18 protein-coding genes and 1 tRNA gene are annotated in these 20,094 nt (G+C 46.2%); 11 read left to right on the plus strand and 8 right to left on the minus strand.

Annotation, left to right across the window (positions count from 1 at the left end):
- Positions 1 to 6 precede the first annotated feature (6 nt).
- Complete coding sequence (locus tag GGU45_RS08685; RefSeq protein WP_435223846.1) at positions 7 to 1,416, minus strand: pectate lyase family protein; 1,410 nt, start codon at positions 1,414 to 1,416, stop codon at positions 7 to 9.
- A 119-nt stretch (positions 1,417 to 1,535) separates the two neighbouring features.
- Between GGU45_RS08685 and GGU45_RS08690 the strand changes: the two genes are divergently transcribed.
- The 3 genes from GGU45_RS08690 to GGU45_RS08700 all read left to right on the plus strand — a co-directional run bounded on the left by GGU45_RS08690 (position 1,536) and on the right by GGU45_RS08700 (position 4,085).
- Positions 1,536 to 2,573: a LacI family DNA-binding transcriptional regulator gene (locus tag GGU45_RS08690; protein ID WP_435223848.1), complete on the plus strand. Its 1,038-nt coding sequence runs from the start codon at positions 1,536 to 1,538 to the stop codon at positions 2,571 to 2,573.
- Positions 2,574 to 2,694: 121 nt separating this feature from the next.
- Positions 2,695 to 3,873: a mannonate dehydratase gene (uxuA, locus tag GGU45_RS08695; protein WP_435223850.1), complete on the plus strand. Its 1,179-nt coding sequence runs from the start codon at positions 2,695 to 2,697 to the stop codon at positions 3,871 to 3,873.
- 68 nt (positions 3,874 to 3,941) lie between these two features.
- Entirely contained in the window at positions 3,942 to 4,085 is a 144-nt protein-coding gene (locus GGU45_RS08700) for a hypothetical protein (protein WP_435223852.1), read from the plus strand.
- Between the two features lie 429 nt (positions 4,086 to 4,514).
- Here GGU45_RS08700 and GGU45_RS08705 read toward each other — a convergent pair whose 3' ends face one another.
- From GGU45_RS08705 to GGU45_RS08715, 3 genes are all read right to left on the minus strand, one after another.
- Positions 4,515 to 5,126 (minus strand): L-threonylcarbamoyladenylate synthase, encoded by a 612-nt coding sequence (locus tag GGU45_RS08705; RefSeq protein ID WP_435223854.1) that lies wholly within the window; start codon positions 5,124 to 5,126, stop codon positions 4,515 to 4,517.
- Between the two features lie 115 nt (positions 5,127 to 5,241).
- A complete protein-coding gene (locus tag GGU45_RS08710; RefSeq protein WP_435223856.1) occupies positions 5,242 to 6,042 on the minus strand; it encodes a class I SAM-dependent methyltransferase in 801 nt (266 codons plus the stop codon).
- A gap of 113 nt (positions 6,043 to 6,155) precedes the next feature.
- A complete protein-coding gene (locus GGU45_RS08715) occupies positions 6,156 to 7,181 on the minus strand; it encodes a 2-oxoacid:ferredoxin oxidoreductase subunit beta (RefSeq protein ID WP_435223858.1) in 1,026 nt (341 codons plus the stop codon).
- A gap of 164 nt (positions 7,182 to 7,345) precedes the next feature.
- On the opposite strand from GGU45_RS08715, the gene GGU45_RS08720 reads away from it, so the two are divergent.
- The 4 genes from GGU45_RS08720 to GGU45_RS08735 all read left to right on the plus strand — a co-directional run bounded on the left by GGU45_RS08720 (position 7,346) and on the right by GGU45_RS08735 (position 11,575).
- Positions 7,346 to 7,732, plus strand: coding sequence for a c-type cytochrome (locus GGU45_RS08720; RefSeq protein WP_435223860.1), 387 nt, complete (start codon positions 7,346 to 7,348; stop codon positions 7,730 to 7,732).
- A gap of 211 nt (positions 7,733 to 7,943) precedes the next feature.
- Positions 7,944 to 8,225: a hypothetical protein gene (locus GGU45_RS08725; RefSeq protein WP_435223861.1), complete on the plus strand. Its 282-nt coding sequence runs from the start codon at positions 7,944 to 7,946 to the stop codon at positions 8,223 to 8,225.
- Positions 8,226 to 8,326: 101 nt separating this feature from the next.
- Positions 8,327 to 9,454, plus strand: a complete 1,128-nt coding sequence (locus tag GGU45_RS08730; protein WP_435223863.1) for an AraC family transcriptional regulator — start codon at positions 8,327 to 8,329, stop codon at positions 9,452 to 9,454.
- Between the two features lie 249 nt (positions 9,455 to 9,703).
- A complete protein-coding gene (locus tag GGU45_RS08735; RefSeq protein WP_435223864.1) occupies positions 9,704 to 11,575 on the plus strand; it encodes a right-handed parallel beta-helix repeat-containing protein in 1,872 nt (623 codons plus the stop codon).
- A gap of 91 nt (positions 11,576 to 11,666) precedes the next feature.
- On the opposite strand, the gene GGU45_RS08740 is transcribed toward GGU45_RS08735, so the two are convergent.
- From GGU45_RS08740 to mfd, 3 genes are all read right to left on the minus strand, one after another.
- Positions 11,667 to 11,810 (minus strand): hypothetical protein, encoded by a 144-nt coding sequence (locus tag GGU45_RS08740; protein ID WP_435223866.1) that lies wholly within the window; start codon positions 11,808 to 11,810, stop codon positions 11,667 to 11,669.
- Positions 11,811 to 11,879: 69 nt separating this feature from the next.
- On the minus strand, positions 11,880 to 12,554 hold the full coding sequence (locus GGU45_RS08745) for a peptidyl-alpha-hydroxyglycine alpha-amidating lyase family protein (RefSeq protein WP_435223867.1): 675 nt from the start codon (positions 12,552 to 12,554) through the stop codon (positions 11,880 to 11,882).
- A 474-nt stretch (positions 12,555 to 13,028) separates the two neighbouring features.
- Positions 13,029 to 16,421 (minus strand): transcription-repair coupling factor, encoded by a 3,393-nt coding sequence (mfd, locus tag GGU45_RS08750; RefSeq protein ID WP_435223956.1) that lies wholly within the window; start codon positions 16,419 to 16,421, stop codon positions 13,029 to 13,031.
- A 188-nt stretch (positions 16,422 to 16,609) separates the two neighbouring features.
- Between mfd and GGU45_RS08755 the strand changes: the two genes are divergently transcribed.
- Together GGU45_RS08755 and GGU45_RS08760 are read left to right on the plus strand one after the other, a co-directional pair.
- A complete protein-coding gene (locus GGU45_RS08755; protein WP_435223869.1) occupies positions 16,610 to 17,323 on the plus strand; it encodes a ferredoxin--NADP reductase in 714 nt (237 codons plus the stop codon).
- 65 nt (positions 17,324 to 17,388) lie between these two features.
- A tRNA-Arg gene (locus GGU45_RS08760) sits at positions 17,389 to 17,460 on the plus strand.
- A 367-nt stretch (positions 17,461 to 17,827) separates the two neighbouring features.
- Here the strand turns inward: GGU45_RS08760 and GGU45_RS08765 are convergent.
- Positions 17,828 to 18,457 (minus strand): recombinase zinc ribbon domain-containing protein, encoded by a 630-nt coding sequence (locus tag GGU45_RS08765; RefSeq protein ID WP_435223871.1) that lies wholly within the window; start codon positions 18,455 to 18,457, stop codon positions 17,828 to 17,830.
- Between the two features lie 252 nt (positions 18,458 to 18,709).
- Between GGU45_RS08765 and GGU45_RS08770 the strand changes: the two genes are divergently transcribed.
- Both GGU45_RS08770 and GGU45_RS08775 read left to right on the plus strand, forming a co-directional pair.
- Entirely contained in the window at positions 18,710 to 19,249 is a 540-nt protein-coding gene (locus tag GGU45_RS08770; protein WP_435223872.1) for an RNA polymerase sigma factor, read from the plus strand.
- 3 nt (positions 19,250 to 19,252) lie between these two features.
- Complete coding sequence (locus tag GGU45_RS08775) at positions 19,253 to 20,041, plus strand: anti-sigma factor domain-containing protein (protein WP_435223874.1); 789 nt, start codon at positions 19,253 to 19,255, stop codon at positions 20,039 to 20,041.
- Positions 20,042 to 20,094 lie beyond the last annotated feature (53 nt).

The following is a 20,094-nucleotide window of genomic DNA, read 5'->3' on the forward strand; positions in this document are numbered from 1 at the left end:
GAAAAGTCAATTTACAAGCCCGTTAATATATACTTCAATATTTGAATAGCTACTGTTAAGTGTGAATATGGCGGCGTCTCCCGGGTCGCGGGGGTTTAAACGATGTGCTTTTTCCCATGCATCGGGTATGCCATCGCTATCCGTATCTGCCGGTGCGGGCGCCTGTTCCAGGAAGGGCCAGGCGTCTACTGTTTTTTCATAGAGTGTGCCGTGCGGATAGTGTCCCTGAACATCAATAAATGCTCCTTTGCGGTTTTTTACGTCATTAACGATACGCTGGTCCAGGGTGTCTCTTTTGGGTAGCAGGGCCCCGGCTTTTTCCAGCACTGCCTGGTAAGCGGCCGTGGCTTCCTGTTCCGGAAGGGGCTCCACGCTAAAAGGCTCCGTTGCGCTTGCGTTTTTTTTGTCGGTTTCCGTTCCGTTGTTCATCTGGATGCCCTTATAATTGTCCCTGGTAATACCGGGTGCGCCATCCACATAGTTTCCGTTTACATAGTACCGGCCAAAAGGAATATTTTTCTTTTCTTCCTTGTATGGGTTTACAATGCGATAGCGGACCGTTTCTTTTGTGGATGGTCCATATTTGAAATAGTTGTTTACAATATTATAGTGGCCGCCTTCGCCTCCGTAAATGTTATTACCTCCCCAATTATAGATTACATTGTTGCGAAAATCGGCTAATTCTGTGGTGGCGCCCAGCCTTGTTCCGTTAAAACGCGGGTTGCGGCTGTTGCAATGGGCAAAGAGGTTGTGGTGGGCGCTAAAATGGGCTCCGCCCCAGATGCCGCCGTAACCATGGTGCTCGAAATCTTTGTCGCCTTCTTCAAAGTGGTAAGAATAGTTCAGTGGTTCGGAGAGGATATTCCATTGCAGGGTGGTGCTGTCGCCCCGGTAAACCGAACAAACCTCATCGGTACTCCAGCTCATGCTGCAATGATCAATGATAATGTTTTTGCGTCCGGACCCGCCCAATGCATCATCGGCGCCCGCCCCATCCTTCATGCCGTTATTTTGGTAGCGATCGCCCATCCGGATGCGCAGAAAACGTAAAACGATATTATTGCCGGCCAAAACAACCGGCTGATCCGCCAGGCAGATACCCCCGCCCGGAGCTGTTTGCCCTGCAATGGTTTTGTTGCTTTTTATATTTAACCGGCTTTTTAAATGGATGGTACCGGAAACCCGGAAAACAATGATCAGCGGTTTTGCGGAACTCACGGCTTTTCGCAGGCTTCCTTCCCCGTCATCGTTGAGGTTGGTTACCAGGTAGGCGCTGCCCCCTCTTCCCCCGGTGGTGAACTTTCCAAAACCTTCTGCTCCGGGAAAGGCAATAACCTGGCCGTTTGCAGTGCTTTGAGCCGTGCTATGCAGGGCTGTGATGATGATGGCAACTATTAAAAAGAAGCACTTATACATATAGACAAGTTAGGCATATTTCAGGGACGGTGTCCTTCCCAATGGCACTATTTACGCAATCGTTGCCGGTAACGATAGTATAAATAAGTATATTCGCCTACCACTAAGATATTGGTTATATGAAACTGGATGCTATTACAATAAAAGACATCGCCAAAGCGCTTGGGCTATCGGCCTCTACGGTTTCCAGGGCATTGCGCGACAGTTATGAGATCAGCGAAGAAACAAAGAAGAAGATCCGCGATTATGCCAATGAGAACAAATACCGCCCCAATCTTGCAGCGCTCAGCCTGCGCAAGGGTAAATCCCGGTCGATAGGAGTCATTGTTTCAGATATTGCTAATAGTTATTTTAGCCAGGTGATTGCCGGTATTGAATCGGTTGCCAATGAAAAAGGGTATAATGTGATCATTACCCAAAGCAAGGATTCGGCCGAGCGGGAGCAGATGATTGTTAATGATCTTACCTCCCGGTCTATTGACGGGCTGATTGTATCGCTTGCGGCCGGAACAACGGACTACACTGTTTTTGAGGAAATGATTGACCGGGGCGTGCCAATCGTTTTTATTGATCGTATTGCTGAGGATATAGAAACGCATAAAGTAACGGCAGATAACTTTACCGGAGCCTACGAAGCGGTACAGCACCTCGCAAAGAATGGTTACCGGAAAATAGCGCTGATTGCCAATAACCGCAACCTGTCGATATCCCGCGAGCGTATCGAAGGATGTATAAAAGCGTTTGAAGAACTGGGACTGGAGCAAAATGCAAAATGGGTGCAATTTTGCGCTGCCGGAGGATCAGACGACCGGGAGATTGAAAAAGTAATTTCTTCCCTGCTGGGTATGAAGAACAAGCCGGACGCCCTGTTAACCCTGTCGGATACCCTATCGTTAAAAACACTTCGGATCCTGAAGCGAAAGCAAATAAAGATCCCCGGGGAGATTGGGCTTATGGGGTTTTCGAATTTCAACAATTCAGAACTGCTGGATCCGGCCCTGTCGGTAATTTATCAGCCTTCGGTGGAAATGGGCAGCATGGCTGCTAAATTGCTGCTGGCAGATATCGAAAGTAAACGCCCGGTAACCAGTTTTACCAAGCAGGTATTGTCGACCCGTATCATTACACGGAAAAGTAGTGAGCCCGGACATTCATAAATCGCTTATTTTTGGGCAAATCAGCATGAAATGAAGCAGAAAGATTTTCGGGCAACTCATCAAATGCGAGGAAAATTTTTATGTGTAATTCCATCTGACAAAATTCAATAAAAAGATACAGATGAAACAAGCGCAATATGCCATGATCCATACCATGCGCTGGTACGGACCCAAAGATCCTGTTAGTTTAAGTGATATCAGACAGTCCGGTTGCACGGGTGTGGTTACAGCCCTCCATCATATACCAGTGGGTGCCGTATGGAGCATTGATGAAATCAACAAGCGGAAACAGGAAGTGGAAGCCGCAGGGCTTACCTGGGAAGTGATCGAAAGCTTGCCGGTGCATGAGGATATAAAAAAGCAGAACGGTGATTTTGAACAGTACATCGAAAACTACCGGCAAAGCCTGCGAAATGTAGCAGCCTGCGGGCTGAAGGTGGTCACATATAATTTTATGCCCATCCTGGATTGGATGCGTACAGATATAAATTATACGGTTGCAGACGGAAGCAAGGCGCTTCGCTTTGAAAAAGCTGCTTTTATTGCATTTGACGTTTACCTGCTAAAGCGCCCCGGAGCCGAAGAAGACTATTCGGCAGCAGAGCTGGAAGCTGCTAAAAACTGCCTTGAAAAATTAAGCGCGGAAGATAAAGAGACCCTGTACCGCAACACGCTGTTAGGGTTGCCGGGAAGTGAGGAGCGCTTTACGGAAGAGGAGATCCTCAAAGCGTTGAAAACCTATGAGGCCATTGATGCACAAAAACTAAAACAGCACCTGTTTTATTTCTTACAACAGGTAGTACCTGTGGCGGAAGCGGCCGGTTTAAAAATGGCCATTCACCCCGATGATCCTCCGTTCCCCATCCTGGGATTACCAAGGATTGTAAGTACCGAGGCCGATGCGGTGGAACTGATCAACGCGGCGCCTTCGCCCGCCAATGGCTTGTGCTTTTGCACCGGGTCCTATGGCGTGCGCGCAGATAATGATCTTGCCGGAATGGTAGAACGCCTGGGCGATCATATCCACTTCCTGCACCTGCGCAGCACAAAAAGAGATGAAGCAGGCAACTTTTTTGAGGCGGACCACCTGGATGGGGATGTAGATATGTATACAGTGGTAAAAGCGGTTGTAACAACCATGCATCGCCGGGGCGTATCCATCCACATGCGCCCGGACCACGGGCACCAGATGCTGGACGATCTGAAGAAAACGACCTATCCCGGTTACTCTGCCATTGGCCGCCTGAGAGGATTGGCTGAATTAAGAGGGCTGGAGCTGGGGATCCGGCGCAGCATTTAAACAGGATTGATTTTTTATCAGGCTCTTTTTCCGGTACTGTTGAGCAGGCTCCGGGGAAAGAGCTGTTTTTGGGCATATCAATCTACCAGCCCGAGAAGCCGCTGGCCATCGTGATCATCGGCGGGCTGATCACCGCAACGGTATTAACACCGCTGATCTTCCCGATTATCTTCTGGGTGTTTAACCGGACAAGAAAAGAAGCGATACAATAGTTGTAATTAAAAAAACCGGAACCGGAGTTCTGAATAATATTTCATTTTACATGGCGAAGTGAAAAAGGTAAAATGACCACCAGTCTTTCTCTGTATATTAATGTCGAGCTAATTTTTAAATTTATGTAGTTTCTTTGTTATGTACTTTTATTTTCAAATTGTAACACCCTCCTCTTGATGACAGGGTGAATAAAGCTGTAGGGCAATGATGTATATATTTGTCTCCCTTAATTCTTCTTCCAACGGGCTTCTAAACGGTATCTGTTATATTTGATAAACATATCGTAACCTCGGTGCTGCCGTTTTCTTTTCCCAGTCAAATACTAATAGTAAGTTCCTTTTCCTCTCCGTGCTTTATGAAATTCAGGTAGCCTGCTGGTTCTTCGCTTTGTGTTTTTTATTTGATGTTCATTATTCTACATTTATCATTTAATCTTCTTCCCAGTCTCCCAATCCTTTCCGAACAAGCACATTTTCACCGCCCGTGCAATCGATGATTGTGGAGGGGATCATGCCGCCAATGCCACCATCTATAACGATGTCAACAAGGTTCTGGTAATTATCGTGGATGATCTCGGGGTCTGTATAGTCTTCAACAAATTCCCCGGGGAGGGTCGTACTTAAAATGGGATGGCCCAGCTCCCGGATGAGCGCCTGGGTGATCTTGTTGTCCGGAACGCGGATACCAACCGTATTCTTTTTGCTGTGCAGGATCCTGGGTACCTGTTTGCTGGCCTCCAGGATAAATGTATAAGGCCCTGGAAGGTATTCCTTCAGCAGACGGAACGTACTGTTGGAGATCTGTTTTGCAAAATCGCTGAGATGACTCAGATCTGCACAAACAAAGGAGAACTGTGCCTTTTTAGGATCTACTTTCTTGATCCACGCGATGCGTTCAATAGCCTTGGTCTGAAAGATATCGCAGCCCAGGCCATAGATGGTATCCGTTGGATAAATGATAATTCCCCCTCCGCGCAGGGAATCAGCCACCTGTTTGATCAAACGGGGCTGTGGATCTTTGGGATGGATGGAAATAAGCATACTGCAAATATCGGATGATAGGTTAACAAGTTGACAAGTTAACTGGTTGACTGGTTTGTACAAGGTATTGCAGGGAAGTGATCCCTGTCAACCTATGAACTTTTCAACAAGTTAACTAATGCTTCACCGCTGTTAATGCAAATACCATTGGGATCTTATTGTCCAGGTGTTGGATGCGGTATTTTTTGGGAGCTACTTCTACCGTGTGTCGGAAACAGTTGTAGGGCGAGTAGTCAAATTCGGCAAAGGCCGTAATCTCCAGCCCGGCTCCAAGCAGGCTGCTGAATACCTCGGCCAGGCCATGGTTCCACATTACATACTCCTGACTCAGCGCTGCGTTCCTGTCGGCATAGGTGCCGCTGTACGTTTCGGCGATAGGCCCGCTGTTAAAATAATTGTAGCCGATCCGGGAAAAATCATCATCAAACATCCATACTACCGGATGGAACTCAGCAAATACCAATTGTCCCCCGGTACCCAGGAAGCGGGCAATGACCGCTGCCCAACGGTCCAGGTCGGGCAACCAGCCGATGGTACCATAACTGGTAAAAACGATATCGAAGGTTTCATTCAAATGATTGGGAAGGTCATAAAGATCGCAGCAGATAAAACGGGCGTTGGTATGGGTTTTTGCCGCCAGCTCATTGGCCGCTTCAATGGCCTTATCAGACAAATCGATCCCCGTAACCTGCGCGCCCATACGGGCCAGCGAAATAGAGTCCTGTCCAAAATGGCATTGCAGGTGCAGGATGCGCTTACCGGTGATGTTGCCCAGCAGGCTCAGCTCAATATCATTAAGCGAGGAGGTCCCGTTTATGAAATCCGGCACCCCATAAAAATCAGATTCCAGATGAACGTGTACCTTGTTGTTCCAGGAGGCTTTATTGATGGCCAGATAGTCTTTTACAGGGTCCATAGTTGTATATGTTTTCTGATTGGTTGATTTTAGCCCAGGAGGATTACCGGACGCTGAAGGGAGTGACACAACCCGGTCCAATACCTGTGCTGAAGCCGGCCCATAAAAAATGATTACTGGATCGTCCAAACTTCCTTACCACGCAGCAGTGCGTCCAGGTCCGGCGCTTTGCGTGCTTTGGCATCTTCCAGCTGGAGGGCCATCATTTCCTCATAGCAGGGGCGGTCGGTTTCATAAAACACGCCGAATGGGCGGGGCAGGTGCCCTTCCAGCGCCGGGTTGTCAAAAATGCGGGTGAGCAGCTGTGCTTTAAAAATGTCTTTTTCATCATGTACCCACAGATCATCGGCACTGTATTGCTCACCAAGGGTTACCACCTGTGGTTTAAACCCATCCAGGCGGATACCTTTTTTTCCATCCGCGCCAAAAATCAGCGGTTGGCCATGTTCTACAAAAATGGTTTCTTCCGGTTTGGAGCTTTTCTCTGTAAAGACTTCAAAAGCACCATCGTTAAAGATATTGCAGTTCTGATAGATTTCGAGGAAGGAAGCGCCCTTATGCTGGTGGGTGCGGATCAACATGGCCTGCAGGTGTTTGGGATCCCGGTCCATCGTACGGGCAATAAAGCTGGCGTCGGCGCCCAATGCCAGGGCAAGGGGGTTAAACGGGTGATCGATACTGCCGAAGGGGGTCGATTTGGTAACCTTGTTTTCTTCCGATGTGGGGGAATACTGGCCCTTTGTGAGTCCATAAATCTGGTTATTGAACAACAGCACGTTTACATCAAAATTCCTTCTTAACAGATGAATGGTATGGTTACCTCCAATGCTAAGTCCGTCACCATCGCCGGTAACGATCCAGATGCTGAGCTCCGGGCGGGAGGCTTTCAAACCCGATGCAATGGCCGTGGCGCGGCCGTGGATCGAGTGCATCCCATAGGTATTCATATAATAAGGAAAACGGCTGCTGCACCCGATACCGGAAATAAATACAATATTTTCTTTTGGAATACCCAAACCCGGCATTACCCGTTGTACCTGGGCTAATATAGAATAGTCGCCACAGCCGGGGCACCAGCGTACTTCCTGGTCGGTTGCAAAATCCTTGGCTGTTAAGGCGGGAGTGATAACTTCGGACATGATCTTAAAAATAGGCTGCAAAGTTAATCATTCCTGTGGATTGAAACGGTTGTAATCCGGATAACGAACGACTGTTTATGCCCGGGTTGGCTGTTAAACCCTTGTTTCTGCTGATTTTTCATATATTGCAGAAGGTTGTCATTTATTTGTAAAAACTTTATTTTATGAGATATAAAAAGGTCACCATTGCATTTACGCTGATTCTTTTATCCCTTATGGTGGGCGCGTCTTACTCCTTTTACCGCCCGCCGCATAATCTTAAAGTATTGCCCCAGGATATTACACATGAGCGGCTGGACAGTATTATGGAAGGGTTTAATAAATCACTGGGTGTAAAATGCAATTTCTGTCATGCCAAACGAAAAGATAGCGAACGATTGGATTTTTCATCGGACGACAACCCGGCTAAGGAGGTGGCGCGGAGGATGCTCCGGATGACGATTGATATCAACAAAAATTATTTCCGCACCGATTCGGTGATCCACCCGGCTTATCTGAATACCGTTACCTGCAATACCTGTCATAAGGGGGATGCCTACCCGGGGCAGTAGCGGTTCGGCAGTGAACCGGCAATAGTCGATCCCTGTTGTTTCCTTAGAAACTGTTTAAAATACAATGCATATTTGATATTTGTTGGTATCTTTATGGTGAAGCTGTTTACACACTTCAACACTACAGAACAAATATTGCTGGCGCTGTATGCGCCGGTGTGTTTATGAGCATTTTTTTTAAAGTGGGGGAACGGACTGTATTTTATCCATAATGATAAAACAAATAAAGCGTCGACTGGAACTACTGCTTTTGCGGGGGATGTTGCCCTCTGCACATCGCTCCTTTTTCAGGATAGGTAAAAAACGGATGATGCTTGCTTTTTTTATTGTACTGGCATTGGTATCGGCTACTATTGCCTGTTACCACAACAGCGTTGTTGCTGAAGGGGAAGGGCCCGGCGCTGTTCGCTTTATACGCGTGACGGTAACGGATAAGGAGGGCGGGCGGTCCTATTCAAAGATCGTAAAAGTGCGGGAATCGGGGAGGCGTTGATGGTTCAATTACATTTATGGAAGTCTATAAAATGCGAACCGCAAAAGATCCTATGCGGGGAGAAATAAAGTATGCAGGTTTTTAATTTCTTGCTGAGCGCAATGGCTTTTTTACTCATTGTGTTTGCATTACATCTTTTATATGCGAAACAGGGCAACCGGCTACTCAACCGGCTGCTTGCTATTCATTTATTAGCCCGGTTTGGCCAGGGCTGTATTTTGCTGTTCATGGTTTGGGGGTATCCGGTTTTTTATAAGATACTCATGCCCTTGTTTTTTATAACACCGGCCTGCTCCTACCTGTATGTCCGTTGTTTTTTGAATGGAGAAACCCGTTTAAAGAAGTACGATTATCTGCACTTTATTCCCGGGTTGCTGATGCTCATTCATTTATTGCCATTGTCGCAAAAAGCGGTGAATTGGAAACATGTATCGCAGCAGATTTTAACAGGTGGTCAATTTTCTGTTACTGAAAGTACCGGACTTTTGCCGGCGAATTTTTATTCCATTGGCTTGTTTGTGCTTACATCGGTTTACTTAATTGCCGTATGGTGGATGGTGCTTTCATCGGGGGTTATACGAAAAAGCAAATGGAACACTACTAAAGTATGGCTGTTTTTTTATCTTTCAACCGTCTCTTTTTTTAAGCTGCTGGGCTTTGTGGCCTACCTGTTAAATGCTAATGGGGCGAGTTATATCCGCAACCCGGTTTTTATCATCGTCAGTTGCCTGGGATTGCTGTTTATGATGCTTTTCATTTTGCACCAGCCGGGTATTTTATATGGATATATTTTATTGTCGGGGCGGCCAAAGGAAACGCCCGGACCGGTTAAAGTGCCTGTAACAAAAAAAATAGCTGTTGCCGGCGCCACCACCACCAGCGAACAACAGCAAAAATATATTGAAGCCATTACCCGGTTAATGGAAGAGGAACAACCTTTCCTGGCGGCTGACTGCCAGATCATTCACCTGGCGCAGGGGTTGCAGATTCCCGTGCATCATTGCTCACAGGCGATCAACAAAGTAATGGGCAAGAACTTCCGGGACTGGCTGAATGGGTACCGGATCCGGTATTTTATCAGCCGGTATCCGCAGGAAGCCGATACCATGACGATTGAATCGATCGCTATTCAATCGGGATTTAAAAACATTACCACCTTTTACAATGCCTTCAAAAAAGAAACCGGGCAGATGCCGAAGGGGTATTTTGAGCATTTAACAATTAGCTAATGCGGAAATAAGTATTGGGCCGGCGATGAAGTGTTACGCCCCATGGTGGAATGACAAACATCAGATCATCGATTTTAAACTTTAAATCTTGATTCCTGAACCTTATCCTGATGAAAAATGGGCTAATCTGAACCACTATTCCCCCAATTTTCTATAACAATTCAACGGTTATAGTTATTTGAGAGCCCCAAAAAAGCCATTTTCTGCCTGGTAAGCTATGTTTGCGGTCATTATTTTAAAACTATAGTTATGAGAAAGGCAAGCCATTACATTTTATATCTTATTTTTTTACCGGTATCATTTTTAACTACGGCCCTTCATGCCCAAACTCCGGACATCAATGGCATCGTTTACATAAAACAGGGTGGAGCGGGCACAGGTAGCGGCGATAGCTGGGGTAACGCCACAAGCGACCTGCAAGCGGCTATCAATGCAGCGGGTGTTACACAAGTATGGGTGGCTGCAGGCAATTACATGCCGGGAACGAACGCCTCTTTTTTTATGAAAAATGGTGTTGCCATATTGGGCGGCTTTCCCAATACCGGCGCGCCTGATATAGGGCTAAGAGACTGGCAGACCAATAAGACTACTTTAAAAGGTAATGGCAAGAGGGTATTTAATAACCAAAGTCTGAATTTTACTGCGGTATTAGATGGGTTTATCATTACTGAGGGCTTTTATCCCAGCAATGCTGGCGCGGGGATGCTCAACAACGCCGCCTCTCCCACCCTTAGGAATTTGAAGATAACAGGAAACACAACCACTAGCGTTGGCGGCGGGATGTACAATGATAATAGCTCTGCTCCCATCCTTACTAATGTGGAGATAACCGGCAATACGGCTAATGGCGGCGGTGGAATGCACAACGCCAATGGCTCTTCTCCCACCCTTACCAATGTGCAGATAACCGGAAATACAGCTACCAATAGCGATGGCGGCGGGATCTATAATGATGCTTCTTCTTCTCCTGTTCTTACCAATGTACAAATATCGGACAACACGGCTGCTCGTGATGGCGGCGGGTTGTACAATAATGCTTCGTCAGCAACCCTTATCAATGTGCAGGTAACCGGCAACACGGCTGCTCGTGATGGCGGCGGGTTGTACAATAACAACTACTTCGCTTCTTCCTCACTCACCCTCACCAATGTAACGATAACAGGAAATAAGGCAACTGGAACAAGTGGAAGGGGTGGCGGAATTTATAATTATTGGTCCAATTTAAGTTTTACAAATGTACTGATCGCTGGAAATACGGCGGTCGCTTCCGGTGGAGGAGTATACGATGACTACAAGGGTAATAGTGTGTTTACAAATGTAACCCTGGCCAATAATGGTACTAATGGGATTTATGCGAACGGTAACTTATTGTCATTAAATAACAGTATTATCTGGGGTGCTATTAGCGGCAGTAAATATACAACGACCAATTGCCTGGTAGAAGGCGGCAGTAGTACGGCCAATGGGAATGTTGATGCTACCGGGTTTACCAATGCCGTTATTTTTGTGGATCCGTCTACCGGCGATTACACGCTTAAAATTGGAAGCCCAGCCGTTAATAAAGGAAACAATAGTTTATTTGCGGGCTTAGCGTCTGAGACTAAAGACCTGGCAGGTAGCCCAAGGCTTTTTGGCTCAACGATCGATCTGGGCGCGTACGAATACCAGGGAATTGATGCGCTGCCGGTTTCATTTGGCAGCCTCGGCGCCGTTATCCAAAACGGGCAGCTCCTGGTAAACTGGACTACAGAAACCGAAACCGGTAACGACCATTTTTTAATACAGGCATCGCAGGATGGCATCCATTTTGCCACCATTCAAACGGTACAAAGCAAGGCAGTGGATGGCGATAGCAACACCAGCCTTGAATACAGCAGCGCTATTCCGTTTACGGGGTTAAGCCTGGGCATAGGATTCCTGGCATTGGGCCTTATGGCTAATCGCCGGCATAAACCTGCTTTTGCCATTATAGCAATCCTCCTCTGCGCGTTATTTTTTTCATGCGATAAAAAGGACCTTTTAGAAAATAGTGAAGATGGAAAGCTGTTTATCCGCATTGTGCAGGTAGATAAGGATGGGAAGGAGCGGGTATCGAAAGTGGTTCAGGCGGTAAGGGAGTAGTCAATGGTCAATAGTCAATAGGCAATCAGTGCGGTTTTCTTCAAAGCGGCAGATAGCAGGGAACGCACTTCCAAAAAGTATAATAAATTCCTTATACATCCCGCTCCCTGGCATCTTCGCGGCTGAATTTAACCGCAAGGGGCACCAGGATCACGCAAAGTGCCAGGATAGCTGTCATAGCGGCTTTCATAGCGAACTTCGCGAATACATTGCGTCCGTTGCGGTTAAAATCCAACTGCGAGGTATTGCAGTAACGGATACGGCAGGCGGCAATCGCATTTGAAAGTGAGTGAAGAGTACTGCCTTACCTCACCCGTTGAAATTTTTGAATCCTGTTGTTGAGGATATCACCCGTATAAATGTTCTCGTCTTTATCAACGGCAATGGCATGATACAGGGAAACGGACCCATTGTAATCTCCGCTTCTGCCGAATCGCGTATGTGTCCGTCCTAATGTGTCAAAAATAAAAATATCTGACCCGCGATGTTTGATTTTTAGAAATGTAAAATCGTCTGTAGCATACAGTTTTGAATTGGCAAAAACAACGGAGCAAATAGCTCCAAAGGAATTGTCTGAAAATTGCTTTATGAATTTACCCGTTGAATCAAATACCTGTATCCGGTTGTTTTCCCGGTCGGCTACATAAATGTTTTCGTGCTCATCTAATGAAATTTCGTGTGGAATATTGAACTCACTTTCTTTGCTGCCTTTTTTGCCCCATTCAAACAAATACGTTCCTGTTGCTGAAAATTTTATGATCCTGCTGTTTCCATAGCCATCGCTAACATAAAATGAACCGTCTTTTGCAATGGCAATATCGGTAGGCTTGTTAAAATGTAAAGGATCACTGCCCGCTACTTTTGCAGTACCCAGTTTTAGCAACAATTTGCCTTCATAACTGAATTTAAAAACCTGATGAAGCCCAACGTCTGTAACCCAAATATTGTTTTCCTTATCAACTTTTAAACCATGAGGCATTATGAATAAATTGCTACCCCAGCTGTTTATGAGTGTCCCTTTATCTTTATCAAGAATATAAATGGTTTTATCCTTGATCCGTTTGTCTGGCATTGGGCCCAGCAGCGGCCAGGTTCGGTTACCCCTGCAAAAGATGACTATATTTTCGTTTGTGTCAATGCCCAAACCTGTGGGATTACCCAACTTTATATCTGCGGGTAGTATTGGCCAATGTAGGATGCGCTCATATCTTACAGATATGTTTATGCCTTTGCCCTTCTTAATTGGTTGCAGGAAAAATGCGGCAGTTATAAGTGCTGGCACAATGAAAAAAAAGTAGATCCATTTTTTAAGCATCGGCTAAATAGTATAATACATCCTGGCATTATACGCAGTTCAAAAGTACATGAAAGTTCTCGCACCGAAGGTTCTAAAAGGAGCTGCTGTTTTGTTTGCTATGGGTAAATGGTGATGATCGAAAGAAATAGTATATTTTTAGGCTTTCGTTGTATCGCTCAGGCAAAAAGTATGCATGTCTTTCAAAAAATCATAGAGCAACTTCATGGAAGGGATGGGCTCGGCTACCAGCAGGAATAGCCGGCCGGTTTGTTTTAAACGGGCCTTGTTGGTGCCGGTTTGTACATACTGGATGATCTTTTGGAACACATCCGCTTCAAAATAAGGAGAGTCCGGCCGGTTGATGAAATGACAACGGAGGGTTTCATTTTTCAGGGTCATTTTTTCAAAACCCAGCTCTACGGCCAGTTTGCGACATTTGATGGTTTCAAAGAGATCATTCACCGACTCCGGTACCGGGCCAAAACGGTCCTGTAGTTCCGTATACATTTCGGCCAGCTCTGCTTCTGATTCGCTGTTATCCAGGCGCTGGTACAGCGACAGGCGTTCGGTAATGCTCTCCACATAATCGTCCGGTATCAGGATCTCCAGGTCGGTATCAATGGTACAATCGCTTACAAAATCATCCTGCTTGCTGATCTCTTCTTTAAACAGCTCTTTAAACTGGGTGCGTTTGAGCTCGCGGATGGCTTCTTCGAGGATCTTCTGGTAGGTTTCAAAACCAATTTCGGCCATAAAGCCACTTTGCTCACCACCCAGCAGGTTGCCGGCCCCCCGGATGTCGAGGTCGCGCATGGCAATCTGGAAGCCGCTGCCCAGTTCGCTATGCTGCTCCAGGGTTTGCAGCCGTTTACGCGAGTCGGCGGGCAGGGTGCTCATCGGCGGCGCCAGCAGGTAACAGAATGCTTTTTTATTGCTCCGGCCCACACGGCCCCGCAGCTGGTGCAGGTCACTGAGCCCAAAATGGTGGGCATTGTTGATGATAATGGTATTCACATTGGGAATATCAACTCCGCTTTCTACGATGTTGGTGCAAACCAGCACATCGTAACGATGATCAATAAAGTCCAGAATCTTTTCTTCCAGTTTAGCGCCCTCCATCTGGCCATGGGCATAGCTGATAGAAAGGTCCGGGCAAAGCCCCTGGATCATTGTTGCCATTTCACTAAGCCCTGCCACACGGTTGTGGATAAAGAAAACCTGTCCGCCCCGCTCCGTTTCAAAATAAATGGCATCGCGGATGGCATCTTCGTTGTATACCTGCACCTCTGTTTGTATGGGCTGGCGGTTGGGGGGCGGCGTATTGATGATGCTGAGGTCCCTTGCGCCCATGAGCGAAAACTGCAGCGTACGGGGGATGGGTGTGGCCGTAAGGGTTAAACAATCCACCGTGCTGCGCAGTACTTTTATTTTTTCTTTATGGGCTACTCCAAATTTTTGTTCTTCGTCAATTACCAGTATGCCCAGGTCTTTAAATTTTACTTCTTTACCCAGTAATCCGTGGGTGCCTACCAGGATATCAATTTTGCCCTCCTCCAGTTTTTTGAGGGTTTCTTTTTTTTCCCTGGCGGATTTAAACCGGTTCAGAAAATCGACCGTTACCGGAAATTCTTTCAGACGGTCGCTAAAAGTTTTATAGTGTTGAAAAGCCAGGATGGTAGTGGGTACCAATATGGCCGCCTGCTTTCCGTCTACACAGGTTTTAAAGGCGGCACGGATGGCGATCTCGGTTTTTCCAAAGCCCACATCGCCACAAACCAGGCGGTCCATGGGCGATTCGGATTCCATGTCTTTTTTTACATCCGCAGATGCTTTGTTCTGATCCGGTGTGTCCTCGTAAATAAATGAAGCTTCCAGCTCGGTTTGCAGGTAGTTATCAGGGGTATGGGCAAACCCTTTCTGGGCTTTTCGCTGCGCATAAAGCTTAATCAGGTCAAATGCGATCTCCTTAACCTTTGCCTTTGTCTTTTCCTTTAACCGGGTCCAGGCATCGCTGCCCAACTTATTTACCCTGGGCACACTGCCATCTTTGCCAGTGTACTTGGATATTTTATGCAGGGAGTTGATGTTAACATAGAGTACATCTTTGTCCTTGTAAATAATACGGACCGCTTCCTGGGTTCTGCCATTTACATCCATCTTCTGCAAACCGCTGTACACGCCCACGCCATGGTCGATATGGGTAACAAAATCGCCCGGCTGCAGTTCTCTCAGCGTGCGTAGAGTAATGGCTTTATTTTTATTATAGGCCTGTTTGACCCGGTATTTATGATACCGCTGAAAAATTTCATGATCGGTATAGCAGAGGATCTTCAGATCCTCATCGGTAAAGCCGAGATGGATGGCAGCCGAAACAGGATTGAATACCAGCTTTGCATCCTGATCATCAAAGATGGACTGCAGGCGCTGTAACTGTTTGGGGTTCTCCGAAAAAATATACAGGGCAAAGCCTTTTGCTTCATGTGCCTTCAGATCCCGGATCAGCAGCTCAAACTGCCGGTTAAAGGCGGGCTGCTCCCGGGTATGAAACACAAATTCTCTGGATATGGATACCGGCATCTGCTCCAGGTGCACAACAGGTCTGCTTTCCAGTGCTGTTTCAAAATCTGCGGATGTAATAAAATCTTCTGCGCTAAGATCCTTCTTTATGAGTTTATCTTCGTCCCTGTTGCCCGAAGAGGCATCGGATTGCTGCTGTGCCAGAAAATGCTCCAGCTCCTCCGCATGCTCCTTTATGCGCTCCCGGCAGAGCATTGCATCCTGTACCCAAATGGCGGTATTTTCAGGGAGAAACTCAAACAGGGATACATGCGCCTCTTTCGCAAACTGGGTGTCTACATTGGGAATAATGGATACCTGCAATAATTTACGTTCGCTCAGTTGTGTTTCCGGGTCAATGATCCGGATGGAGTCAATATCGTTCCCGAATAACTCGATCCGGTAGGGTTTATCGTTACCAAAGGAGTAAATATCGAGGATGCCACCCCGCAGGGCAAATTGCCCGGGCTCGTATACAAAATCACTCCGTTCAAAACCGTACCGGTCCAGCTTCAACAGCAATTCTTCAATATTGAGCGGATCGGCGGTTTTCAGATGAATGATGTTCTCTGCCAGTGTGGAGGACACTACCACCTTTTCAAAAATGGCATCGGCATAGGTAACCAGTACCTTTCTATTGCCACCGCCGGCCAGTTTGGTAAGTGCCTCTGTGCGCAGCATAACATGCGATGCATTCAGCAGCCGGTAATTTTTTGTGGTTTTAAACGAGGAAGGAAAGTAGAAGATATCCAGCGCCCCGGTAATATTTTCCAGGCTGTTTTGAAAATAAGCGGCATCCTCCGGTTCGTTCAAAATAACCAGGTGATTGAGTGTCGGAGTTTGCGCCATACAGGCGCCGATGATGAACTGCGAAGCGCTTCCCTGTACGCCCGAAAGGGCCATTTGGGCGGGTTGAAGCAAGGTGAGGTCATGCGCTATTTGTAAACAGCGGGGATCTTCACTATAAAAATTCTTCAACACTTCCGTTTGCATCGGGGCGCAAAGATACAACGAGTTTGAAAAAAATCCCAATGTGTGGCCGTATTAAAACCGGGACCGTTTTCAATTAACTGTAAACCAGGCATTCGGGATATCGAAAAAAAAGGTTGTCAGGCCGATAAATCCCACACTGTTGACGGAGGTTTTACTGAAATTTATTTTATCTTACAAAGAAAAATGTTATGCCCCTCACTTGGCTTACAGGAACAATTGTCAACATAATTGATGAGACCTATAATACCAGGCGGTATTTTATACAGGTGGATGAAGCGGATCATTTTGATTTTACAGCCGGTCAGTTTGTAACGCTGGATCTTCCCATTCATGAGAAGCCCAATAAACGCTGGCGCAGCTATTCCATTGCCAGCGCGCCAAACGGAACAGCGGTGTATGAACTGCTGATCGTGCTGGTGGAAGATGGCCTGGGTACCCCATATATGTTTAAAAACTGGGCGGTGGGCAGCAAGGTTACCTTTCGCGGCCCGCTGGGTGTGTTTACATTGAAAGAAGAACAATTGCAGCAGGAGCTGTTCCTGGTCTGTACAGGAACAGGTATTGCGCCCTTTCGCAGCATGTTGCATACGCTGGTGCGGGAAAATCTTCCGCATAAGCATATTTACCTTATTTATGGCTGCCGTACACAACAGGACTTGTTGTATTATGAGGAGATGAAAAACCTGGGACTGGAGAATTTTCATTATATCCCAACACTATCGCGGGAGGAGTGGGAAGGTAAAACCGGGTATGTACATGCTATTTATGAGGAACATGCCGGGGGAAAGGCCGGTGCGAATTTTTTCCTCTGTGGCTGGAAGAACATGATAGATGAGGCCCGCAGGCGAATTGTGGAGATGGGATTTGACAAAAAAGCAGTGCATTTTGAGCTGTATGGCTAACCGGGGCGGGAAAAATGTTCTGCGGCGGTTGTTGACCCGAATTTATTATATTTGCCACCCATTTTGGCCCGGTAGTTCAATGGATAGAATAGGAGTTTCCTAAACTCTAGATACAAGTTCGATTCTTGTCCGGGCTACTTAACGAAACACAGTATCAGATGCGTTTCGTCTTTTTATACTGCTAACTAATGGAATGTCAATAAATTATAGTTGAGTTGTTGGCAGTTAGATTTTATGCCAATTAAACGCTCTCATTTTTTACAACAAAAGACATAAAATAATATAGGAGAGGGTATTAGCTTACTTTTTCATTAGTTCGATTTTCACTTAAGGGTTTGCATGTTTCTTTCTTCCTATAACATTGAGCGATATGGTAAAAAAAATCCAATATCAAAGCTGCCTCCTTGTGATTCACCTGAATATCATTTTTAGCCAATATTGCAATAGCCCGCTCTGTTGATATTCTCCGGTCGGTGAAATGAGTAGGATTACGAACTGTACTATTCATTTTTGATAATATTGAGATTTTGGATACATTATTTTTGTTAGTGTGCTATTCAGTTCTACTGACATGTTGCCAGTGAGCGCATTAATTTTGCACGGAGGAATTAAACTGATTATTTGCCTCTTATCGGCTGCATCCATGTATTGATATCCCTGGAAAATATTTTCAAAGGATTTTTTTGCCTGCAGCGTTTGTTGCTTTAATCTCTTTAGTTTATCTGTCAATATGTTGAATTCCTTCTGGAGAATTTGGGAAACTGCCTGGTATTCCGTTTTTAATCCGCGAAAATCATCAAAATCGAGCCTATCGGCAACAAACAGTTTTCTTGCTTTGGAAATTATTGTGTCCTGTTCTTCAATCTGCTTTAGCAATACAGTCCGATCATACAAATATTTGAACCTATATGTGCTTGTATTAGTATCTTCTAGCACAAGGCGTAGTAAATCTGTTGCGGCATCAGATAAAACAAAATCCTGTAGTTTTTCATAATAGTTTTTATTGATCAACTCTGTCCTGAATCTTATTCTGCAAGGGCTTGAACAATGGTAATAGGGATATTTTCTGGTTACTGCTCCCGAATAACTTCCGCGGAGCTTTCGGGAACAAACCGGACAGATCAGATAGCCCACAAGGGGGAAAGTTTCCCTTCACCTTGTTCAAAGTACTCGTGACTCTTTTCCTGGTATTAATAACAGCTTGTACGTCATAAAACAATTTTTCAGATATCAATGGTTCACATTACTGGTGTCTCTGCTGCTACCGGCAATGGCATAAGATACGTCCCGGAATTAATTGCTGATATTAAAATCTGATAAATTCAATAAAAGGCAAATCCAAAATACCGGTTATTCCGTATATTGTATTGCTGATGGCTGTAATACTTGAATAAACGACACACATACTCTGAGGATGAGCTGGTTATGCTTTTAAAACAGCGGGATACCGAGGCGTTCGGTTACCTGTATGATCATTATGCTGCTTCATTGAACGGGATCATCCGTAGTTTTGTTACAGATGAACAACATGCCCTGGATGTGTTACAGGAGTGCTTTGTAAAAATATGGAACCAGGTACAGGCGTATGACGCATCCCGGGCACGCCTGTTCACCTGGCTGGCTGCCGTGGCAAGAAATACGGCAATTGATATGCTGCGCAGCCGGAACTGGAAAAATACATTACAGAACAGGGCCCTTTCAAACGAAGAGCATGTTATTCCTGCGGTCTCGGGATGGAATATCGATACGATCGGACTAAGAGGAGCGGTCAAAAACCTCAGGGAGGAACAGCAGCAGGTGATCGAATTGGCGTATTTTGAAGGCATGAGTCACAGTGATATAGCCGCCGAAACCGGTTTGCCGGTGGGCACAGTAAAAACCAGGCTGCGTGCAGCATTGATCGAATTAAGAAAATTTATTAAATAGAAGGTGGACATTCAGGAATACATAAAAAGCGGCATTATTGAAAGCTATGTGCTGGGAATCGCAGATGCTGAAGAAGCTGCCGAACTGGAGCGGATGCGTTCGCTGCATCCCGAAGTACATGCAGCCCTCCTGGAATTTGAAAAAGAGCTGGAACTAATGGCACAAAAAAATGCGATCCCTGTTAAAGAGGCGACCAAGCATCAGATACTCAAAAATTTACACGTTCCCCAACAGACACGTTCTGTTCGCAGCAAGACGAACCTGATCGCGTTCTCAAAATCGCTGGTAGCTGCTGCAGCCGTGCTGTTGATTGTCAGCATAGGATATAATATATATGCTTATCAGAAAGTAAAAGTACTGGAGCGGGAGAACAGGGACCTGGCCTTACAGCGTACCCAGCTGTATGCAAGAAACCAAACATTGCAAACCCGTACGGAAGTACTGGGTTCCAGCCTGCAATTCTTTTCAGATCCCTCTTCGCTGAAAATCGCCCTGATGGGAATTAAGGAAACCGCCACTACAAAGGCAGTAGTTATCTGGAACACAAAAAACAAAGAAGTCCGGTTGTCGTTGCAGGGACTTCCGGCCCCACCGCCGGACCGGCAGTACCAGCTGTGGGCCCTGGTGAACGGCACCCCGGTGGATGCCGGCGTGATCGGAGACTGCGCAACGGTATGTGAACTGAAAAATGTTGAGAATGCGCAGGCATTTGCCATTACACTCGAAAAAGCAGGGGGCAGTTCCACACCTTCCCTCGACCAACTGCAGGCCATGGGGAAAGTGCCGGGATAAAATCCCCTGCTTTATAAAACCGTTTCCACTCTGGATACGTATCTATCCCTGTT

Source organism: Niabella hirudinis (genome assembly GCF_051201075.1).
GTDB lineage: Bacteria > Bacteroidota > Bacteroidia > Chitinophagales > Chitinophagaceae > Niabella > Niabella hirudinis.

Coding starts and splice junctions, on each gene's coding strand:
- GGU45_RS08710 (WP_435223856.1), bottom strand. CDS start 6,042: ATGGACCCTGTAAAAGACTATCTGGCCATCAATAAAGCCTCCTGGAAC.
- GGU45_RS08745 (WP_435223867.1), bottom strand. CDS start 12,554: ATGCCTCATGGTTTAAAAGTTGATAAGGAAAACAATATTTGGGTTACA.
- uxuA (WP_435223850.1), top strand. CDS start 2,695: ATGAAACAAGCGCAATATGCCATGATCCATACCATGCGCTGGTACGGA.
- mfd (WP_435223956.1), bottom strand. CDS start 16,421: ATGCAAACGGAAGTGTTGAAGAATTTTTATAGTGAAGATCCCCGCTGT.
- GGU45_RS08735 (WP_435223864.1), top strand. CDS start 9,704: ATGAGAAAGGCAAGCCATTACATTTTATATCTTATTTTTTTACCGGTA.
- GGU45_RS08730 (WP_435223863.1), top strand. CDS start 8,327: ATGGCTTTTTTACTCATTGTGTTTGCATTACATCTTTTATATGCGAAA.
- GGU45_RS08725 (WP_435223861.1), top strand. CDS start 7,944: ATGATAAAACAAATAAAGCGTCGACTGGAACTACTGCTTTTGCGGGGG.
- GGU45_RS08685 (WP_435223846.1), bottom strand. CDS start 1,416: ATGTATAAGTGCTTCTTTTTAATAGTTGCCATCATCATCACAGCCCTG.
- GGU45_RS08720 (WP_435223860.1), top strand. CDS start 7,346: ATGAGATATAAAAAGGTCACCATTGCATTTACGCTGATTCTTTTATCC.
- GGU45_RS08690 (WP_435223848.1), top strand. CDS start 1,536: ATGAAACTGGATGCTATTACAATAAAAGACATCGCCAAAGCGCTTGGG.
- GGU45_RS08715 (WP_435223858.1), bottom strand. CDS start 7,181: ATGTCCGAAGTTATCACTCCCGCCTTAACAGCCAAGGATTTTGCAACC.
- GGU45_RS08705 (WP_435223854.1), bottom strand. CDS start 5,126: ATGCTTATTTCCATCCATCCCAAAGATCCACAGCCCCGTTTGATCAAA.
- GGU45_RS08755 (WP_435223869.1), top strand. CDS start 16,610: ATGCCCCTCACTTGGCTTACAGGAACAATTGTCAACATAATTGATGAG.